The sequence below is a fragment of the Caballeronia sp. ATUFL_M2_KS44 genome (genome assembly GCF_023630965.1).
Taxonomy (GTDB): domain Bacteria; phylum Pseudomonadota; class Gammaproteobacteria; order Burkholderiales; family Burkholderiaceae; genus Caballeronia; species Caballeronia concitans.
Map to the genome: position 1 here is coordinate 535,748 of NZ_JALQEA010000039.1, position 15,205 is coordinate 550,952.

Below are 15,205 nucleotides of genomic sequence, written 5' to 3' on the forward strand. Positions count from 1 at the left end.
CTTAAGTTTGCACATGCAGTGCATACCGGGCATCGTTTTGGCTAGCTTAAAAACAGGCGGATTTTGTTGAAGTCGGTTCTTTACGGATGCGTCCGCCAGACACGCATTCTTTTTATCATCCGCACGGTTGCAGGCTGCGTCCATCAATGAAATCCACTAGGGCCACTTGGCCCGGAAAAGCGCATTCTGAAACCGTCGAGGAAAACAGGAGGCGAAAGATGGATGCTCGATCCAACACACAAAGCACGGGTTTAGCGGAATGGATGGAAGACTCGGAAGCACACGCCGATACGACGGCTCCCGCGTCGCATCGTTCCAGTCAGGTGAGTGCGGAGCCGGAATATGTTGCCGAAATATGCGGCCGTTTTGCTGGAGAAAAAACGGAAGAGGAACAAAAGTCCTGCGTAGTCCGCGGATATAACTAATCGTTTTTAGAGTGTGATTCCTTGCGCGCAGACGCGTTATAGCGGGCGCGCAAGCGATAATCCGAATCGCAGCGTCTCGCTGTGCTCATTGCGAGCGGTAAATTAGCGCCGTCTCGCTTCTTCACTCAAGCACTTATTCCTTATCAAGAAGAAATCTTCAAGCCGACGCCTTGAACCAACACTGCGTCGCGGGGCGCGATTTTTTTTGATCGCCTACGCTGTCGCTTGCAGATGGAAATAACCGGCCAGGAAACGCTTGACCGCGCCATTGGCGTGGCTATACGCGCACGAATCGTCCCTCAGGCGACACATGATGCATATCGACGAAAACGCGGCGCTGCCCACGCGCCTGATCGAAGACGAAGACTCGCGCATCGCAATGCCTGCGCGCAAGCGCAATTTCGGCGATGTCCGCGCCGATGCGAACCGCCTTCGCCGCGCGCTGGCGGCATCGACGTGCATGATGGTCGCGTGGTCGCTGTTCGAAGTCCCTTGGGAAATCGACGCCGACAGCAGTATCGAGCAATGGGCCGCGGTCATCACCGCGAAGGCGCTGTTGATGGCCGTCGCGTGGCTCTCGCTGCAAGGACGGCGCATCCCGCGTTATGTCCTGCTCTTCGTTTGCCTGACGAGCGTGCTCGCCATTGCACCCGAGCTGCCCGGCGAATTCGTGAATGCGCCGTGGCTCGCGGTGCTATCGAGCGTCGAATGCCTGACGAAGCTCGCCACGCTCGCGCTCATCGCGCTGCATATGAAGCCGCGCATGCGGTGATATCGAACGGTGGCACAATTCCTTGCATCGCACAAAACCACGACGCAGGGAGAATGCAGCTTGGCGAATTCCGATCTCGACAATCCTTTCCTCGAAGCACTCGGCGCAACGCTGACGGAATGGCGCGCAGGCTACGCGGAATTCACGATGCCGATTCACGCAGGGCATCTGAACCGTCAGCGTGTGCTGCAGGGCGGCGCCATTGCGACGCTGCTCGATGTCGCTTGCGGCTACACGGGCCTCTTCACGACCGGGCCGACGCCGATTCACGGCTTCACGCTTTCGCTGACGGTGAACTATCTGGATCGCGGTATCGGCGACAAGGTGGTTGCGAAAGGTTTCCTCGAAAGGCAAGGGCGCTCGGTGTACTTCGCACGCGGCGAAGCGTGGGTCGATGACCGCGTGATGATCGCGAGCGCGCAAGGCACGTTCAAGTACACGCGCTAAGCGTTGGCATTTTGCATGCGGCATGCCGCATGCATCGCGCCGAATGCAAAATGCAAAGTCATTCCGCCAGCATCCGCCGGCAATGACGCGCGATCTGCCTTTCCTCATCCGTCGCCACGACGCGATGTTCTGCATGCAAAAAACCAAGCCCGTCGAGAACTTGCGCGCGGATGGCTTCCGCATGTTCGCCGATGCCGCCGCTGAACACGATCAGATCCACGCCGCCCAGCAGCGCCGCATAAGCGCCGATCGTCTTGCGAATCGCGGTGCAGAAGATGTCGATGGCGAGCGCCGCGTCGGCATCGCCCTGATCGCGGCGGGTCAATAGCGCTTCCATGTCGTCATCGGAATCGGATAGCGCTTTCAGGCCGCTTCCGCGATTCACGAGCGTCTCCAGCGCGTTTGCATCGAGCGATTCGTTGCGCAGCAAATGAATCAGCACGCCGGGATCGAGGTCGCCGCTGCGCGTGGCCATCGGAATGCCGCCTGCCGGCGTCATGCCCATCGACGTATCGACGGAACGGCCATCCTTCAGCGCGCACAGACTCGAGCCGGAGCCGAGATGCGCGATCACCATGCGCGAAGGCACGCCCGCACCGAGCGTGTTCACGATGGACTCGTACGACAGCCCATGAAAGCCGTATCGCACGACGCCGCGTTCCGCATAGTCGCGCGGCAACGCGAAGCGCGTTGCACGCTCGGGCATCGTGCGATGAAACACCGTGTCGAAGCACGCGAAATGCGGCACGCCGGAGAAGATGCGCTGCGCTTCGTCGATCAGCGCCAAAGACTGCGGCAAATGCAGCGGCGCAAAAGGCACCGCTTCGCGCAACGCGTCCTTCACGCCGGCATCGAGCTTGCAATGCGAGCGCACGTGCGGACCGCCATGCACCACGCGATGCCCCACGCACGCAAGCGGCTCGCGCAAGTGCTTCGCGAGCGCATCGGCGACGCGCTGCAACGCATCGTGTTGCGACTCCATCAGATGATCCTGCGCCATGTTTATCGCGCCATCCGACGAGCGCATCGACAACGATCCATTCGCGCGCCCGATGCCTTTCGCACTGCCGGAAAGCCACGCGGCTTCGTCGTCATCGCGCGCGATGAACACGCCGAACTTCAGCGACGAAGAGCCGCTATTCAACACCAGAATGCCTTGCGTCATGGCTTCAGCCCTTCCAGGTCCATTCGCGGATTTCGTCGCGGTCGATGCCTTCTTCATGCGCGTATCGCACGCTCTCGATGATGCGGTTCTTGAGCGTTTCCTTCGTATGCGCAGCGGTGCTGGCGAGACCGGGCACGCGATCGATCACGTCGATGGCGAGCGTATAGCGGTCCACGCCGTTGATGATCGCAAGCTCAAACGGCGTGTTGATGTTGCCGCGTTCGCGATATCCGTGCACGTGAATGTTGTCGTGATTCGTGCGGTTATACGTGAACTTGTGCACGAGCGACGCATACGAGTGGAAGTTGAAGATCACGGGCTTGTCGCGCGTGAAGATGGAATCGAAATCGCGGTCGGAAAGGCCGTGCGGATGATCGGTGTCGGGCATCAGCCTGAAAAGATCGACCACGTTGACGAAGCGGATCTTCAGATCGCGGCACTGCGTCCTCAGGATTTCGACGGCGGCGAGCGCTTCCATCGTCGCGATGTCGCCGGCACAGGCGATCACCACGTCCGGCTCGCAACCCTGATCCGTCGACGCCCAATCCCATATGCCGATGCCCTTCGCGCAATGCACGATTGCGTCGTCCATGCCGAGGTATTGCAGATGCGGCTGCTTGTCCGCGACGATCACGTTCACGTAGTCATGCGAGCGCAGGCAATGGTCCGCGACGCTCAACAGGCAGTTCGCATCCGGCGGCAGATAAATGCGCACGACGCCGGGACTTTTGTTCGTGACGACATCGAGAAAGCCGGGATCCTGATGCGTGAAGCCGTTGTGATCCTGCCGCCATACGAGCGACGTGATGAGCAGATTGATCGACGGCACCGGTGCGCGCCACGCGAGTTCGTTCTTCGCTTTTTCGAGCCACTTCGCGTGCTGGTTGAACATCGAATCGATCACGTGCACGAAGGCTTCATACGTGGCGAAGAGACCGTGGCGGCCTGTGAGCACATAGCCTTCGAACCAGCCTTCGAGCGTGTGTTCCGAGAGCATTTCCATCACGCGGCCGGTGGGCGAGAGCGCGCCGCCATCGGCGTCTTCCGGCTTCGTCTCGGCAAGCCAGCGCTTGCCTGATGCTTCATAGACGCCATCGAGCTTGTTGCTCGCGGTTTCATCGGGACCGAAGAGACGGAACGTCTCCATGTTGCGGCGAATCACATCGCGCAGGAACGTGGCGAGCACGGCTGTCGGCGATTGATAAATGGCGGCCGCCGCTTCGAATTCGCACGCATAGGCGCGGATGTCCGGCAGATCGAGCGCTTGCCGCAACACGCCGCCGTTCGCATGCGGATTCGCGCTGATCCGGCGCGTGCCTTCGGGCGCAAGCGCGCGCAGACTTTCGACGAGCCGGCCTTCGTCATCGAAAAGCTCTTCGGGCTTGTAGCTGCGCATCCATTCTTCCAGCACGACGAGACTCTTCGGATTGCTCGCCGGATCGGGCACGGGCACCTGATGCGAACGCCAGAAGTTCTCGACCTTGTGCCCCGCGACTTCCTTCGGGCCGGTCCAGCCTTTCGGCGTGCGCAACACGATCATCGGCCAGCGCGGACGCGTTACGTCATCTGGGTTCGCGCGTGCGCGCTGTTGAATGGCGCGAATATCGCCGATGCAGCGTTCGAGCGTCGCCGCCATCAACTGATGCATGACCTCGGGCTCGTCGCCTTCGACGAAATGCGGCTCGTAGCCGTAGCCCTTGAAGAGCGCTTCGAGTTCGTCGTGCGGAATGCGCGCGAGGATCGTCGGATTCGCGATCTTGTAGCCGTTGAGATGAAGGATCGGCAGCACCGCGCCATCGGTCGCGGGATTGAGGAACTTGTTGGAATGCCACGATGTGGCGAGCGGCCCTGTTTCCGCTTCGCCGTCGCCGACCACCGTCGCGACGATCAAATCGGGATTGTCGAACGCCGCGCCGAACGAATGCGAGAGGCTATAGCCGAGTTCGCCGCCTTCGTGGATGGAGCCCGGCGTTTCCGGCGTGCAATGCGAACCGATGCCACCCGGCGACGAGAACGCGCGAAACAGCCTGAGCATGCCGCGTTCGTCATAACTGCGATCCGGATAGATCTCGGAGTAGAAGCCTTCGAGATACGAATTCGCGAGCGTCGCGGGCGCGCCGTGGCCGGGACCGGAGACGAACATCACGTCGAGGTCGTCGCGCTTGATGAGACGGTTGAGATGCACCCACACGAACGATTGGCCGGGGTCCGAACCCCAGTGACCGAGCAGGCGCCGCTTGATGTGCTCGGGCTTCAACGGTTCGCGCAGCAGCGGATTCGCGCGCAGGTAGATCATGCCGACCGAAAGATAATTGCACGCGCGCCAATACGCGTCGATGCTGCGCAGAAGGTCGGGGGAGAGAGGCGTCTGCGTCGCGGTCTTGCCCTGGACGTCGTCGTTCACTTGCTTCTCCTCGTGGTGAGAGTTGGGTGGAGCGTCGGTCTTGCGGCTTCGATGCTGATGCTGATTGATGCGGGCGATGCGATGTCTTGCTTCGCGCTCCTTGCGAGCGTCGCGCAACATCATACTTGGGTTCGCGCGACGCGTTTTTGACAGAAGCTCATTCCATCGCCGATTGCGCGATGTCGTAGTCCATCAGCAAGGCTTTATGGTCTTCCCACATGCCGATGTAATGAACCATGAAGCTGTCGGCGCGCCGGTAGAGCCACGCCGTATTCCATTCGATGAACGATGCGACGTGCGTGGCATCGAAGTCCGCATGCTGCTCGTACTCGCGAATGAAATAGAACTGATCGCCCAGACTGGCGTAGACATGGGATTTGTCGTCGAGTTGCGCGCAGGCATCGAGAATGCGCTGGAACGCGTCGTAGTTGGGCTGCGTGCGCCTGAAACCCATGATGCCGGAATTGAACGTCCACGAGCCGACATCGCGCGCGAGCACGGCATCGTGTCCAGGCATGATCGATTCGAGCGTGCGGTTCATGTCGTTGACGAGCACGTCGGCATCGACCCAGAACACCCATTCGTGATGCGGCAGATATTCGCGCAGCAGCGCGGGCTTGAGCCAGTTGCCCGACGTCTTGCCATCGTTCAGATGCGACGGAATCTCCCGATGAACGTAAAGCGTATAGCCGTGACGCTCGCAATAACGCCTGAAATTGTGCTCCGCGATGCGTCCGTATCGTGCAACGTTCGGCGTGTAAAGCGTGACGACGGCGATCGGCTGGCCCGGTTGATAGACGCTGCTCGCCGCATTGTCGGCGGCGTCGTGAGTGTGGGGAAACGAAAGCATCGGCTGGCTGCGCGTCATGCGTTCGTTGACGTGCGCGAAGAACGCCGCGCGAAACCGCCGATGCTGCCCGCCTTCGCGGATGCTCACGGAAAACGTGGGCCACGTCGCCCAGACGCTGTCGAGATTCGTGGCGGCGGGCACGACCACGTGCGCATCGCCGATCATGTACCGCGACGGCATCGCGTCGAATTCGCATAGCAGTTCGCCTTCGTCGCCGGGCAATTCGACACCGAAGCGGCAGTGCGAAACGACCTTGTGGAGCTTGCGCCGAACCGTTTCCGTGTTGCGCCAGATCTGCATATCCGTTTGCGGCAACGCGGATTCCGCGCACGTGAGCAGCCAGTCGCGGCCGTCCAGCAGCGCGGGCAGCGGCGTCGAACCGAGAATCGCGGCGTTCTCGTTCAGCAGCAGCACGATCTCGCCGGCCTCCGCGCGCTGAAGCCAGAGCAGCAGCGTTTCGTACTTGTACATCCAGAGCACTTCGGGCTTGCTTCCGGACAGTTCCGGCATGTCGATTTCGACGTGCCGGTAACCGTGCGTGCGCGCGTAGCGGCGATGATTGGCGAGCGCGCCCGGCGCGTGGTCGAAGAGAAGGCTGATGACGATCATGAGGCGAAGAGCGAACGACGCTGACGATTGAAAACCGACTAGCATCGCCGCAAATAGGAGAAGTTCGCATGGGATGTGTCCTAAAACCGTGGCGCGCGTCTCGTCGCGTGCGCCCCTAGAATGTGCCGATGACCTCAGATTCCGCTTCGCCCGACACCGCGCTCGACGGCTTCCATCCGGCTGTCGCCGACTGGTTTCGCGCGCATTTCGCCGCGCCGACCGCCGCGCAGGCGCGCGCCTGGCCGCTGATCCACGCGCGCCGCTCCACGCTCGTCGCCGCGCCGACCGGCTCGGGCAAGACGCTGACCGCGTTCCTGGCCGCGCTCGACGAACTCGTGCGCGACGGCATCGCGGGCGGCGGCGTTCTGCCGGACGAGACGCGCGTGGTGTACGTGTCGCCGCTGAAGGCGCTGTCGAACGATATCCGCGTCAATCTGGAAGAGCCGCTCGCGGGCATCGCGCGTCAGTTGAGCGGCATGGGCGCGGCGGCGCCCGAGATTCGCGCGGCCGTGCGCACCGGCGACACCACGCAGCAGGAGCGCAACGCCGTGCGCAAGCGTCCGCCGCATATTCTCGTGACGACGCCGGAATCGCTTTACGTGCTGCTTTCGTCGGACTCCGGCCGCGCGATGCTGTCCACGACACGCACGGTCATCGTCGATGAAATTCACGCCGTGGCCGGAAGCAAGCGCGGCTCGCATTTGAGCCTGAGCCTAGAGCGGCTCGACGCGCTATGCGAGGCGCGCGGCGAGGCGCGTCCGGTGCGCGTCGGGTTGTCGGCGACGCAAAAGCCGATCGAACTCGTCGCGCGATTTCTGGCGGGCGAGGGCGAGCCGTGCGAGATCGTCGATGTCGGGCACGCGCGTGCGCGCGACCTCGCGCTGGAGCTTCCGCCGATGCCGCTCGAAGCCATCATGTCCAACGACATGTGGGAGCGCGTCTACGACAGGCTCGCGGAACTGTCGTCGCAGCATCGGACAACGCTCGTCTTCGTCAACACCCGCCGCATGGCCGAACGCGCGGCGCGGCATCTGACCGACCGGCTCGGAAAGGAAGCGGTCGCGGCGCATCACGGCAGTCTCGCGCGGGAGCATCGGCTGGACGCCGAGCAGCGGCTCAAGCGCGGCGAGTTGCGCGTGCTGATAGCAACGGCTTCGCTGGAACTGGGAATCGATATCGGCGATGTCGATCTCGTCTGCCAGATCGGCTCGCCGGGTTCCATCGGCGCGTTTTTGCAGCGCGTGGGGCGCTCGGGGCATCACGTGGGCGGCGTGCCGAAAGGACGGCTTTTTCCGACTTCGCGCGACGATCTGATCGAATGCGCGGCGCTGCTCGACTGCGTGCGGCGCGGCGAACTCGACGCGCTGACCATTCCTCGCGCGCCGCTCGACGTGCTCGCGCAGCAGATCACCGCCGAAGTGGCGTGCCGCGAGTGGGGCGAGGACGCGCTGTTCGAGCAGATCCGGCGCGCGCATCCGTACGCGACGCTCGAACGCGCGCGTTACGACGCCGTCGTGAAGACGCTCGCGGAAGGCTATACGGGGCGACAGGGCGTGCGCGGCGCGTATGTGCATCGCGATGCGGTCAGCCGCACGCTGCGCGGCCGTCGCGGCGGCAAGCTGACGGCGGTGACATCGGGCGGCGCCATTCCCGACAACGCCGATTTCGCGGTGCTGCTGGAACCGCAAGGCTTGCAGATCGGCACGGTGAACGAGGACTTCGCCGTCGAAAGTCTGGCGGGCGACATTTTTCAGCTCGGGAACACGTCGTACCGGATCTTGAGGGTGGAAGGCGGGCGCGTGCGCGTCGAGAATGCGAACGGGCAGCCGCCGAACATCCCGTTCTGGCTCGGCGAAGCGCCGGGACGCAGCGATGAACTTTCCTTCGCGATCGCGCGCTTGCGCGCGGACGTCGATGCGCGGCTCGCCGATTCTCACAGCGCTGCGACCGAATGGCTCGCGGACGAAACCGGCATCGGCATGGAAGCCGCGCGGCAGATCGTCGACTATCTCGCCCGCGCGCGCGCCGCGCTCTCCGTGTTGCCGACGCAGGACACGCTCGTCATGGAGCGCTTCTTCGACGAATCCGGCGGCACGCAGCTCGTCATCCACGCGCCGTTCGGCAGCCGCGTCAACCGCGCGTGGGGCCTGGCGCTCCGCAAGCGCTTTTGCCGCACGTTCAACTTCGAATTGCAGGCGGCGGCGACCGAGGACGCCATCGTGCTGTCGCTCACGGCGGGCCACAGCTTCGCGCTCGATGAAGTCTGGCGCTATCTGAAATCCGCCACGGCCGAGCATCTGCTGATTCAGGCGCTGCTCGACGCACCGCTCTTCGGCGTGCGCTGGCGCTGGAACGCGACCAACGCGCTCGCGCTGCCGCGCTACACGGGCGGGCGCAAGGTCGCGCCGCAGCTTCAGCGGATGAAGAGCGAGGACCTGCTCGCCGCCGTGTTTCCGGATCAGGTGGCGTGCGCGGAAAACGTCGTCGGGGAGCGCGAGGTGCCGGCGCATCCGCTCGTCGAGCAGACGATCGACGATTGCCTGCACGACGCCATGGACAGCGACGCGTGGCTCGCGCTTCTGCGGCGCATCGAGGCGGGCGCGGTGCGGCTCGTGACGCGCGAGCTGCCCGCGCCGTCGCCGCTCGCCGCCGAGATTCTGTCGGCGCGGCCCTACGCTTTTCTCGACGACGCCCCGCTCGAAGAGCGTCGCACGCAGGCCGTGCTCGCGCGCCGCTGGACCGATCCGCAATCGACGGACGACTTAGGCGCGCTCGACGCCGACGCCATCGCGAGCGTGCGGGAGGAAGCGTGGCCGTCGGTCACGAGCGCGGACGAGATGCACGAAGCGCTGACGACGCTGTCCTGCATCGCCGATACGGAAGCCGCCGCAACCGATGGCTGGCCCGCGTGGCTCGACGCGCTCGCCCGCGCGGGCCGCGCGACGCGCCTGCAGATCGCGGATCACGACGCGCTGTGGACGCCCGTCGAACGCCTCGCGTGCGTGCGCGCCGTCTATCCGCATGCGCCGATGCACCCGCGCCTCACGCCGCCGCCCGGCTTCGACGATGCATGGACCGAGGACGACGCGCTCGTGGAAATCGTGCGCGCGCGGCTGTCGGGATTCGGGCCGCTGACGGTGGCGGAAATCGCGCGGCCGCTGGCGTTGCCGGCATCGGCCATCGCGATTGCCTTGACGCGGCTCGAAAGCGAAGGCTACGTGATGCGCGGCCGCTTCACGCCAAATTCGATGAGCACGGAAGAGCAATGGTGCGAGCGGCATCTGCTTGCGCGAATTCATCGATACACCGTGCGGCGGCTGCGTCGCGAAATCGAGCCGGTCGAGCGGCAGGACTTCATGCGCTTCCTGTTCGAATGGCAGCGCGTCGCGCCCGATGCGCACGGCGAAGGCCGCGATGCATTGCTCGCCGTGATCGAACAGCTAGAAGGATTCGAAGCGCCCGCCGTCGCGTGGGAGGACGAGATTCTGCCCGCGCGCATCGCCGATTATTCCGGCATGTGGCTCGACGAAATCTGCCGCGCGGGGAAGATCGTGTGGTCGCGGCCCGCGGGACGCACGCGCGCGACGGGCGGGCCGGTGCGCGGCACGCCCATCGTGCTGTTGCCGCGTCGACGGCTCGCGGCGTGGAACGCGCTGATGGCCGCCGACGAAGCGCCCGCGTTGTCATCGCGCGCGCAACGCGTGTTCGATGCGCTGACGTCGCACGGCGCGATGTTCTTCGACGAACTGCTCGCCGACACGCGGCTCCTGCGCACCGAACTCGAAGACGCGCTCGGCGAACTGGTCGCGCTCGGCCTCGTCAACGCCGATAGTTTCGCCGGGCTGCGCGCGCTGCTCACGCCCGCCGCGAAGCGCAACGCGTGGTCGCGCCGGTCGCGCCGAGGCTCGGGCGGACTGTTTATCGGCGGAATGGACGATGCGGGCCGCTGGGCGCTGCTGCGTCGCGCGGGCAATGGAACCGATGAAAGCGGCGATATCGAACACGTTGCGCTGACGCTGCTGCGGCGTTACGGCGTCGTGTTCTGGCGGCTTCTGGAGCGCGAAGCGCAGTGGCTTCCGCCGTGGCGTGACTTGCTGCGCGTCTATCACCGGCTGGAGGCGCGCGGCGAGATTCGCGGCGGGCGCTTCGTCGCCGGGCTGGCGGGCGAGCAGTTCGCGCTGCCCGAGGCGGTGCCGCTTCTGCGCGACATGCGCAAGCGGCCGAAGGAGAACGCGTTCGTCGCGCTGAGCGCGGTCGATCCGCTCAATCTCGTCGGCACGCTCCTGCCCGGTGAAAAAGTGCCCGCGCTGGCGGGCAATCGCGTGCTGTATCTGGACGGCGTGCCCGTGGGCGCGGTGATCGCGGGCAAGACGCGCTATTTCGGCGATATCGACGGCGACGCGCGCGAACGCATGCGGCTCGCGCTCGTCAAGCGCAGCGGCCGATCATCGAGCGTGCCGGTGAGCGGCGGCATCGCGGGACTTTCATCGCGATGAACACGCGCACCGCTCGGCACGCGACGATTCATCGCGAAACGATCTTGTTCCTGAACGGCCCCGGCTGCTGCACCGGCACGTCCTTCACCGGCACGCCGGGATAATCGACCACGCGGTTCGGATTCGACGCCCTGACGCGAAACCACGGATGCGCCGCATCGCGCGCGCCGCCGGCGATGGTCGCCATGGCTTGCCGGTCGAGTTCGACGCTGTCCGCGAGGTCCCTGATCTTGATGACGCTCATGACGGTTGCTCCTTGGTGACTGAAGATCGGAGTCGTGCTTGGGGGCATCGGATCGAGTATAGGCAATCCCGGCCGGCTCCTCACCGGGACCGCTTTGCGCCGGCGCGATAAAGCCAAAGGCGGCGAAAGGCCGAAGCCTTTCGCCGCAAACGCCGCGTTCCATGTTCGATGCGTCTACTACGGCGCGCGCATCAGAGAAACGCCGATGCGTTCAGCTTGCCGATCTGCACCGGACTGATATCGAAGTGCGGCGAGACGCCCGCGCCGACATAGCCGATGTTGCTGAGCGCGGTGACATCGACCTTCTGAACCTGCGTGAGGTTCTGAAGGATGCCGACGTTCACTTCCACGTTGGCATACGGTCCGTAGCCTTGCCCGCCGGATACGGCGGACATCGCGCGACGGTCGAGGTCCTTGCTGTGGGACAGGTCCCGGACGATGATGGACGACATGATGGTGCTCCTCGCGTAGGGAATCGTCGTTCCGGCTCAGACCCAGGCCAGCCCGCCGCCGATGTTGACGTTGCTCGTGTTGCGCGCCGTCTGAACCGGCTTGACCTTCGAATCGATGTCGTCCGCGAACGCGACGTTCGCGCCGTTCTCGTTGAACGTCTTCTGATCCTGCTGGATCATCTGTTGCGTGTTGAACGAGAGCGAGTACTTCGACATATCGAAGCCCGGCGCGAAATAGCTCGTGCCGCCACGCACGGCAGACATCGCGCGGCGATCGAGTTCTTCGGTGACGGGCAGGTCCTTGATGGTCAGCGTCTTCATTGCGGTTCTCCTGAGTGCGCATCGCGCGTTCGGTGGTGGTGGTGAGCAACTTGTCTGCTCGGGCCAGTTAAACGCATGAGGTATGCCAAGCGCGCGTCTGTGCGAACGAAATCGCTTTGGAGCCTTGTTTCATGGGCTTTTCTCATCGGGAACGCATTCAGTTTCATCGTCGCGAGTCGATCATGATGCCGCCGCCGGACCAACAGACATCGCGATGTGTCGGTATCCGAACGACATGTGCGCGATGCCGCTCATCGTTGAAAACGCCATTTGCCTAAGCCGCACGCGAAGGCTAGTATCGAACGAGCACCGGTTGTTTGGTACGACAAGTGAATTGTCGGTCGATTGGAGCCGCATCGAGTCGCACAGATGACTAGCTTCCGAGAAGCGCTTCGTCAATATCGGGGCGATGTCGGGTCGCGCGACGCGTTCTTCGCAGGGGTCGATGGCGCACTGGCCGCCGATCGCACGCCGGGCGCGCGGCTCATCGACATCCTCGACGAGGAAAACGCGGCAAGCCCCTTGCCGCCCGATATCTATTCCGCCATTCGCCGCCGCATCGAGCATACGGCGCGCATGCGCGCGCAACCGGATTCCGGCACGACCTATCATCCGGGCCGTGACGAAACGCGTCTGCACATGACGCCCGCCGCACCGCCGCCTTTGCCGCCGCGCGCCATGACGAGCGCGAGCGTCGGCCCGGACGCGACGGGCGCAACCGGCGCGACCGGTGCGACATCGGGCCAGGCGACGCAAGTACTTCCCGAAGTCGATCAGATCAAGGGCGTGGGCGATACGTTGAACAATCGCTTCGTGCTCGAAGAATGTCTCGGCATCGGCGGGATGGGGACCGTCTACAAGGCGCTGGACCTGCGCAAGCTGGAGGCGTCGGATCGGCGGCCGTATGTCGCGATCAAGGTGCTGAACCTGCAGTTTCGCGGCAATCCGAAATCGCTGATCGCGCTGCAACGCGAGGCGCGCAAGGCGCAGCAGCTCGCGCATCGCAACATCGTGACGGTGTACGACTTCGATCGCGACGGGGCCATCGTCTATCTGACGATGGAGTATCTGTCCGGCCAGCCATTGTCCAGAATACTTCGGACGCCGAACTTCAAGGGCATGCCGTTTCCCGAAGTCTTCCGCATCTTCAAGGGCATGGCGACGGCGCTCGCGTATGCGCACGAGCGCGGCTTCGTGCATTGCGACTTCAAGCCGGCGAACGTGTTCGTCACGGATGCATCGGAAGTGAAGGTCATCGACTTCGGCATCGCGCGCGTGATTCAGCGGCCCGAAGAGGAAACCGAAGCCACCGTGTTCGATCCCGGCAGCCTGGGCGCGCTAACGCCCGCTTATGCGAGCCCGGAGATGCTCGAACATCGCGAGCCCGATCCGCGCGACGATATCTACGCGCTCGGCTGCATCACGTACGAGCTTCTGACCGGCAAGCATCCGTTCGATCGCGTGCCCGCGTTGCAGGCGAAGAGCGCGGGCATGAAGCCGCTGCGTCCGGAGAATCTCGGCAACAAGCAATGGAAGGCGCTGAAAGCGGCGCTTGCATTCGAACGCGAAAACAGGACGCCGAGCGTCGCGCAGTTTCTCGACGACATCGGCGAGGAGCAGCCGGCTGCATCGGCGCAAGCGAGGACGAAGCGCACGGGCGTGCCGAAGCTCGCTATCGGCGCGCTGGTGCTCGCGGTGATCGCGGGCGCGGGCTATGTGTTCGTCGCGCATCAGAAGAGCCGCGCACCGACGTCCACCGCGACAGCGCCCATCGCGATGCCCACGCCCGCCGCGCCCGCGCCGACGCTCACGATGGCCGCCGTCACGCCCGTGCTCGCGAGCGTGCCGTGCTCGGCGCTGGTTGCGTCGGTGCAAGATCAGACCGTGGATGTACAGGGCTTCGTATCCGAGAAGTACGGCCTCGCGCGACTGAAGGAATCGCTTGGCCGCGTGCCCGGCGTGCGCACGACGAACTTCGGCGTGCAGCCCGTCAGCGACGACAAATGCGACGTGCTCAAGGTGCTCGGTCCGTACTGGACGGCAAACCGGCAGGCGGGGCATCCCGCGTCGGTGCATACGCGCGCGAACCAGACGCGGCTCACGGAAGGCGATCCGCTCATCGTCGATCTGATGACGCCCGCCTTCGATTCCTACGTCAACGTCGATTACTTCATGCTCGACGGCAGCGCCGTGCATCTGCTGCCGAACGAACGTTCGCGCGACAACCAGGCGCCGCCGAATTACACGGCGACCATCGGCACGATGGGCGACTGGGTCGTCGGCAAGCCGTTCGGTGCGGAGATGATCGTGCTGATGGTGACGCCCGCGCCGCTCTTCGACGCGCCGCGCCCGGACAGCGAAGCGAAGGCCGGCTATCTGCGCGCAGTGGACAAGCGCCTTGCCGCGCTCGCGGCCCGATATGGACGCGAGCGCGTGCTCGTCGACATCTTTCAGATCACGACGCAGGCGAAGAAATAAGCGCTAGTTTTGCGGCCTTTCGACGGCGGCTTTCAGTTCCTGCAGCGCTTGCTCCACGCGTTGCGTCACGAGCGCGTACGCCTCGGCCTGCGTCTGCTGCGTGGTCCGTGCGATGTCCTGCATGTCGGCGAGCGCGTTATGCAGCGTGCGCTGAACGACTTCGTTCGCATTGAAAGGCGGCTTGGCCGACGACGACGCGAACTGCTTCGCGATACCTTCGAGTTCGCCGAGCGTGCGGCGCAGGATTTCGAGCTGCTTGTCGCGCAGCGCTTCCATTCCACCGAACGCCACGCGATTCGTCGCGGCCAGCGCTTCGACGTCCTTGCGCCGCGATTCCATGATCGCGGCGACGTCGAATCCCGGTAGCTGATATTGCTGGAACATGGCGGCAAACTGGCTGAACGGATCGCTGAACTTAGACTGATTCATCTTGCCTCCCAGGTTCTTTTCGTATGAGCGCGAGCGGATCGGGAAGACCGGCGTCATCGCGCGGCAATGGGCGGTTGCAGCGTCGATAACGCTGGCAGCCCGAACCCGATACT

11 protein-coding genes are annotated in these 15,205 nt (G+C 64.1%); 4 read left to right on the forward strand and 7 right to left on the reverse strand.

All coding sequences use genetic code 11. The annotated features are described in order from the left end of the window. Positions 1 to 735 precede the first annotated feature (735 nt). On the forward strand, positions 736 to 1,197 hold the full coding sequence (locus NCR39_RS17890) for a hypothetical protein (RefSeq protein WP_250453405.1): 462 nt from the start codon (positions 736 to 738) through the stop codon (positions 1,195 to 1,197). A gap of 60 nt (positions 1,198 to 1,257) precedes the next feature. After that, positions 1,258 to 1,644 carry a PaaI family thioesterase gene (locus tag NCR39_RS17895; protein WP_040052215.1) on the forward strand — a complete coding sequence of 129 codons (387 nt, stop codon included), beginning with the start codon at positions 1,258 to 1,260 and terminating at the stop codon, positions 1,642 to 1,644. Positions 1,645 to 1,702: 58 nt separating this feature from the next. Here the strand turns inward: NCR39_RS17895 and NCR39_RS17900 are convergent, their stop codons facing one another. From NCR39_RS17900 to NCR39_RS17910, 3 genes are all read right to left on the reverse strand, one after another. Further along, positions 1,703 to 2,809 (reverse strand): acetate/propionate family kinase, encoded by a 1,107-nt coding sequence (locus tag NCR39_RS17900; protein WP_250453406.1) that lies wholly within the window; start codon positions 2,807 to 2,809, stop codon positions 1,703 to 1,705. Between the two features lie 4 nt (positions 2,810 to 2,813). Continuing rightward, a complete protein-coding gene (locus NCR39_RS17905; protein ID WP_250453407.1) occupies positions 2,814 to 5,213 on the reverse strand; it encodes a phosphoketolase family protein in 2,400 nt (799 codons plus the stop codon). 157 nt (positions 5,214 to 5,370) lie between these two features. Further along, a complete protein-coding gene (locus NCR39_RS17910; RefSeq protein ID WP_250453408.1) occupies positions 5,371 to 6,672 on the reverse strand; it encodes a glycosyltransferase family protein in 1,302 nt (433 codons plus the stop codon). Between the two features lie 128 nt (positions 6,673 to 6,800). Between NCR39_RS17910 and NCR39_RS17915 the strand changes: the two genes are divergently transcribed. Continuing rightward, positions 6,801 to 11,168, forward strand: a complete 4,368-nt coding sequence (locus NCR39_RS17915) for a DEAD/DEAH box helicase (RefSeq protein ID WP_250453409.1) — start codon at positions 6,801 to 6,803, stop codon at positions 11,166 to 11,168. 28 nt (positions 11,169 to 11,196) lie between these two features. Here NCR39_RS17915 and NCR39_RS17920 read toward each other — a convergent pair whose 3' ends face one another. The 3 genes from NCR39_RS17920 to NCR39_RS17930 all read right to left on the reverse strand — a co-directional run bounded on the left by NCR39_RS17920 (position 11,197) and on the right by NCR39_RS17930 (position 12,185). Next, entirely contained in the window at positions 11,197 to 11,412 is a 216-nt protein-coding gene (locus NCR39_RS17920; RefSeq protein WP_250453410.1) for a hypothetical protein, read from the reverse strand. A gap of 191 nt (positions 11,413 to 11,603) precedes the next feature. Beyond that, a complete protein-coding gene (locus tag NCR39_RS17925; protein ID WP_040052219.1) occupies positions 11,604 to 11,864 on the reverse strand; it encodes a hypothetical protein in 261 nt (86 codons plus the stop codon). A 36-nt stretch (positions 11,865 to 11,900) separates the two neighbouring features. Continuing rightward, positions 11,901 to 12,185, reverse strand: a complete 285-nt coding sequence (locus tag NCR39_RS17930; protein WP_250453411.1) for a hypothetical protein — start codon at positions 12,183 to 12,185, stop codon at positions 11,901 to 11,903. 369 nt (positions 12,186 to 12,554) lie between these two features. Here NCR39_RS17930 and NCR39_RS17935 point away from each other — a divergent pair, with 369 nt between their 5' ends. After that, positions 12,555 to 14,663, forward strand: a complete 2,109-nt coding sequence (locus tag NCR39_RS17935; RefSeq protein WP_250453412.1) for a serine/threonine-protein kinase — start codon at positions 12,555 to 12,557, stop codon at positions 14,661 to 14,663. 3 nt (positions 14,664 to 14,666) lie between these two features. On the opposite strand, the gene NCR39_RS17940 is transcribed toward NCR39_RS17935, so the two are convergent. Further along, positions 14,667 to 15,092 (reverse strand): phasin family protein, encoded by a 426-nt coding sequence (locus NCR39_RS17940; RefSeq protein WP_250453413.1) that lies wholly within the window; start codon positions 15,090 to 15,092, stop codon positions 14,667 to 14,669. Positions 15,093 to 15,205 lie beyond the last annotated feature (113 nt).

Bases quoted from the DNA above. Each gene is read 5' to 3' on its own strand.
- NCR39_RS17900 (WP_250453406.1), bottom strand. From the start codon at position 2,809: ATGACGCAAGGCATTCTGGTGTTGAATAGCGGCTCTTCGTCGCTGAAG.
- NCR39_RS17920 (WP_250453410.1), bottom strand. From the start codon at position 11,412: ATGAGCGTCATCAAGATCAGGGACCTCGCGGACAGCGTCGAACTCGAC.
- NCR39_RS17940 (WP_250453413.1), bottom strand. From the start codon at position 15,092: ATGAATCAGTCTAAGTTCAGCGATCCGTTCAGCCAGTTTGCCGCCATG.
- NCR39_RS17910 (WP_250453408.1), bottom strand. From the start codon at position 6,672: ATGATCGTCATCAGCCTTCTCTTCGACCACGCGCCGGGCGCGCTCGCC.
- NCR39_RS17935 (WP_250453412.1), top strand. From the start codon at position 12,555: ATGACTAGCTTCCGAGAAGCGCTTCGTCAATATCGGGGCGATGTCGGG.
- NCR39_RS17925 (WP_040052219.1), bottom strand. From the start codon at position 11,864: ATGTCGTCCATCATCGTCCGGGACCTGTCCCACAGCAAGGACCTCGAC.
- NCR39_RS17890 (WP_250453405.1), top strand. From the start codon at position 736: ATGATGCATATCGACGAAAACGCGGCGCTGCCCACGCGCCTGATCGAA.
- NCR39_RS17915 (WP_250453409.1), top strand. From the start codon at position 6,801: ATGACCTCAGATTCCGCTTCGCCCGACACCGCGCTCGACGGCTTCCAT.
- NCR39_RS17930 (WP_250453411.1), bottom strand. From the start codon at position 12,185: ATGAAGACGCTGACCATCAAGGACCTGCCCGTCACCGAAGAACTCGAT.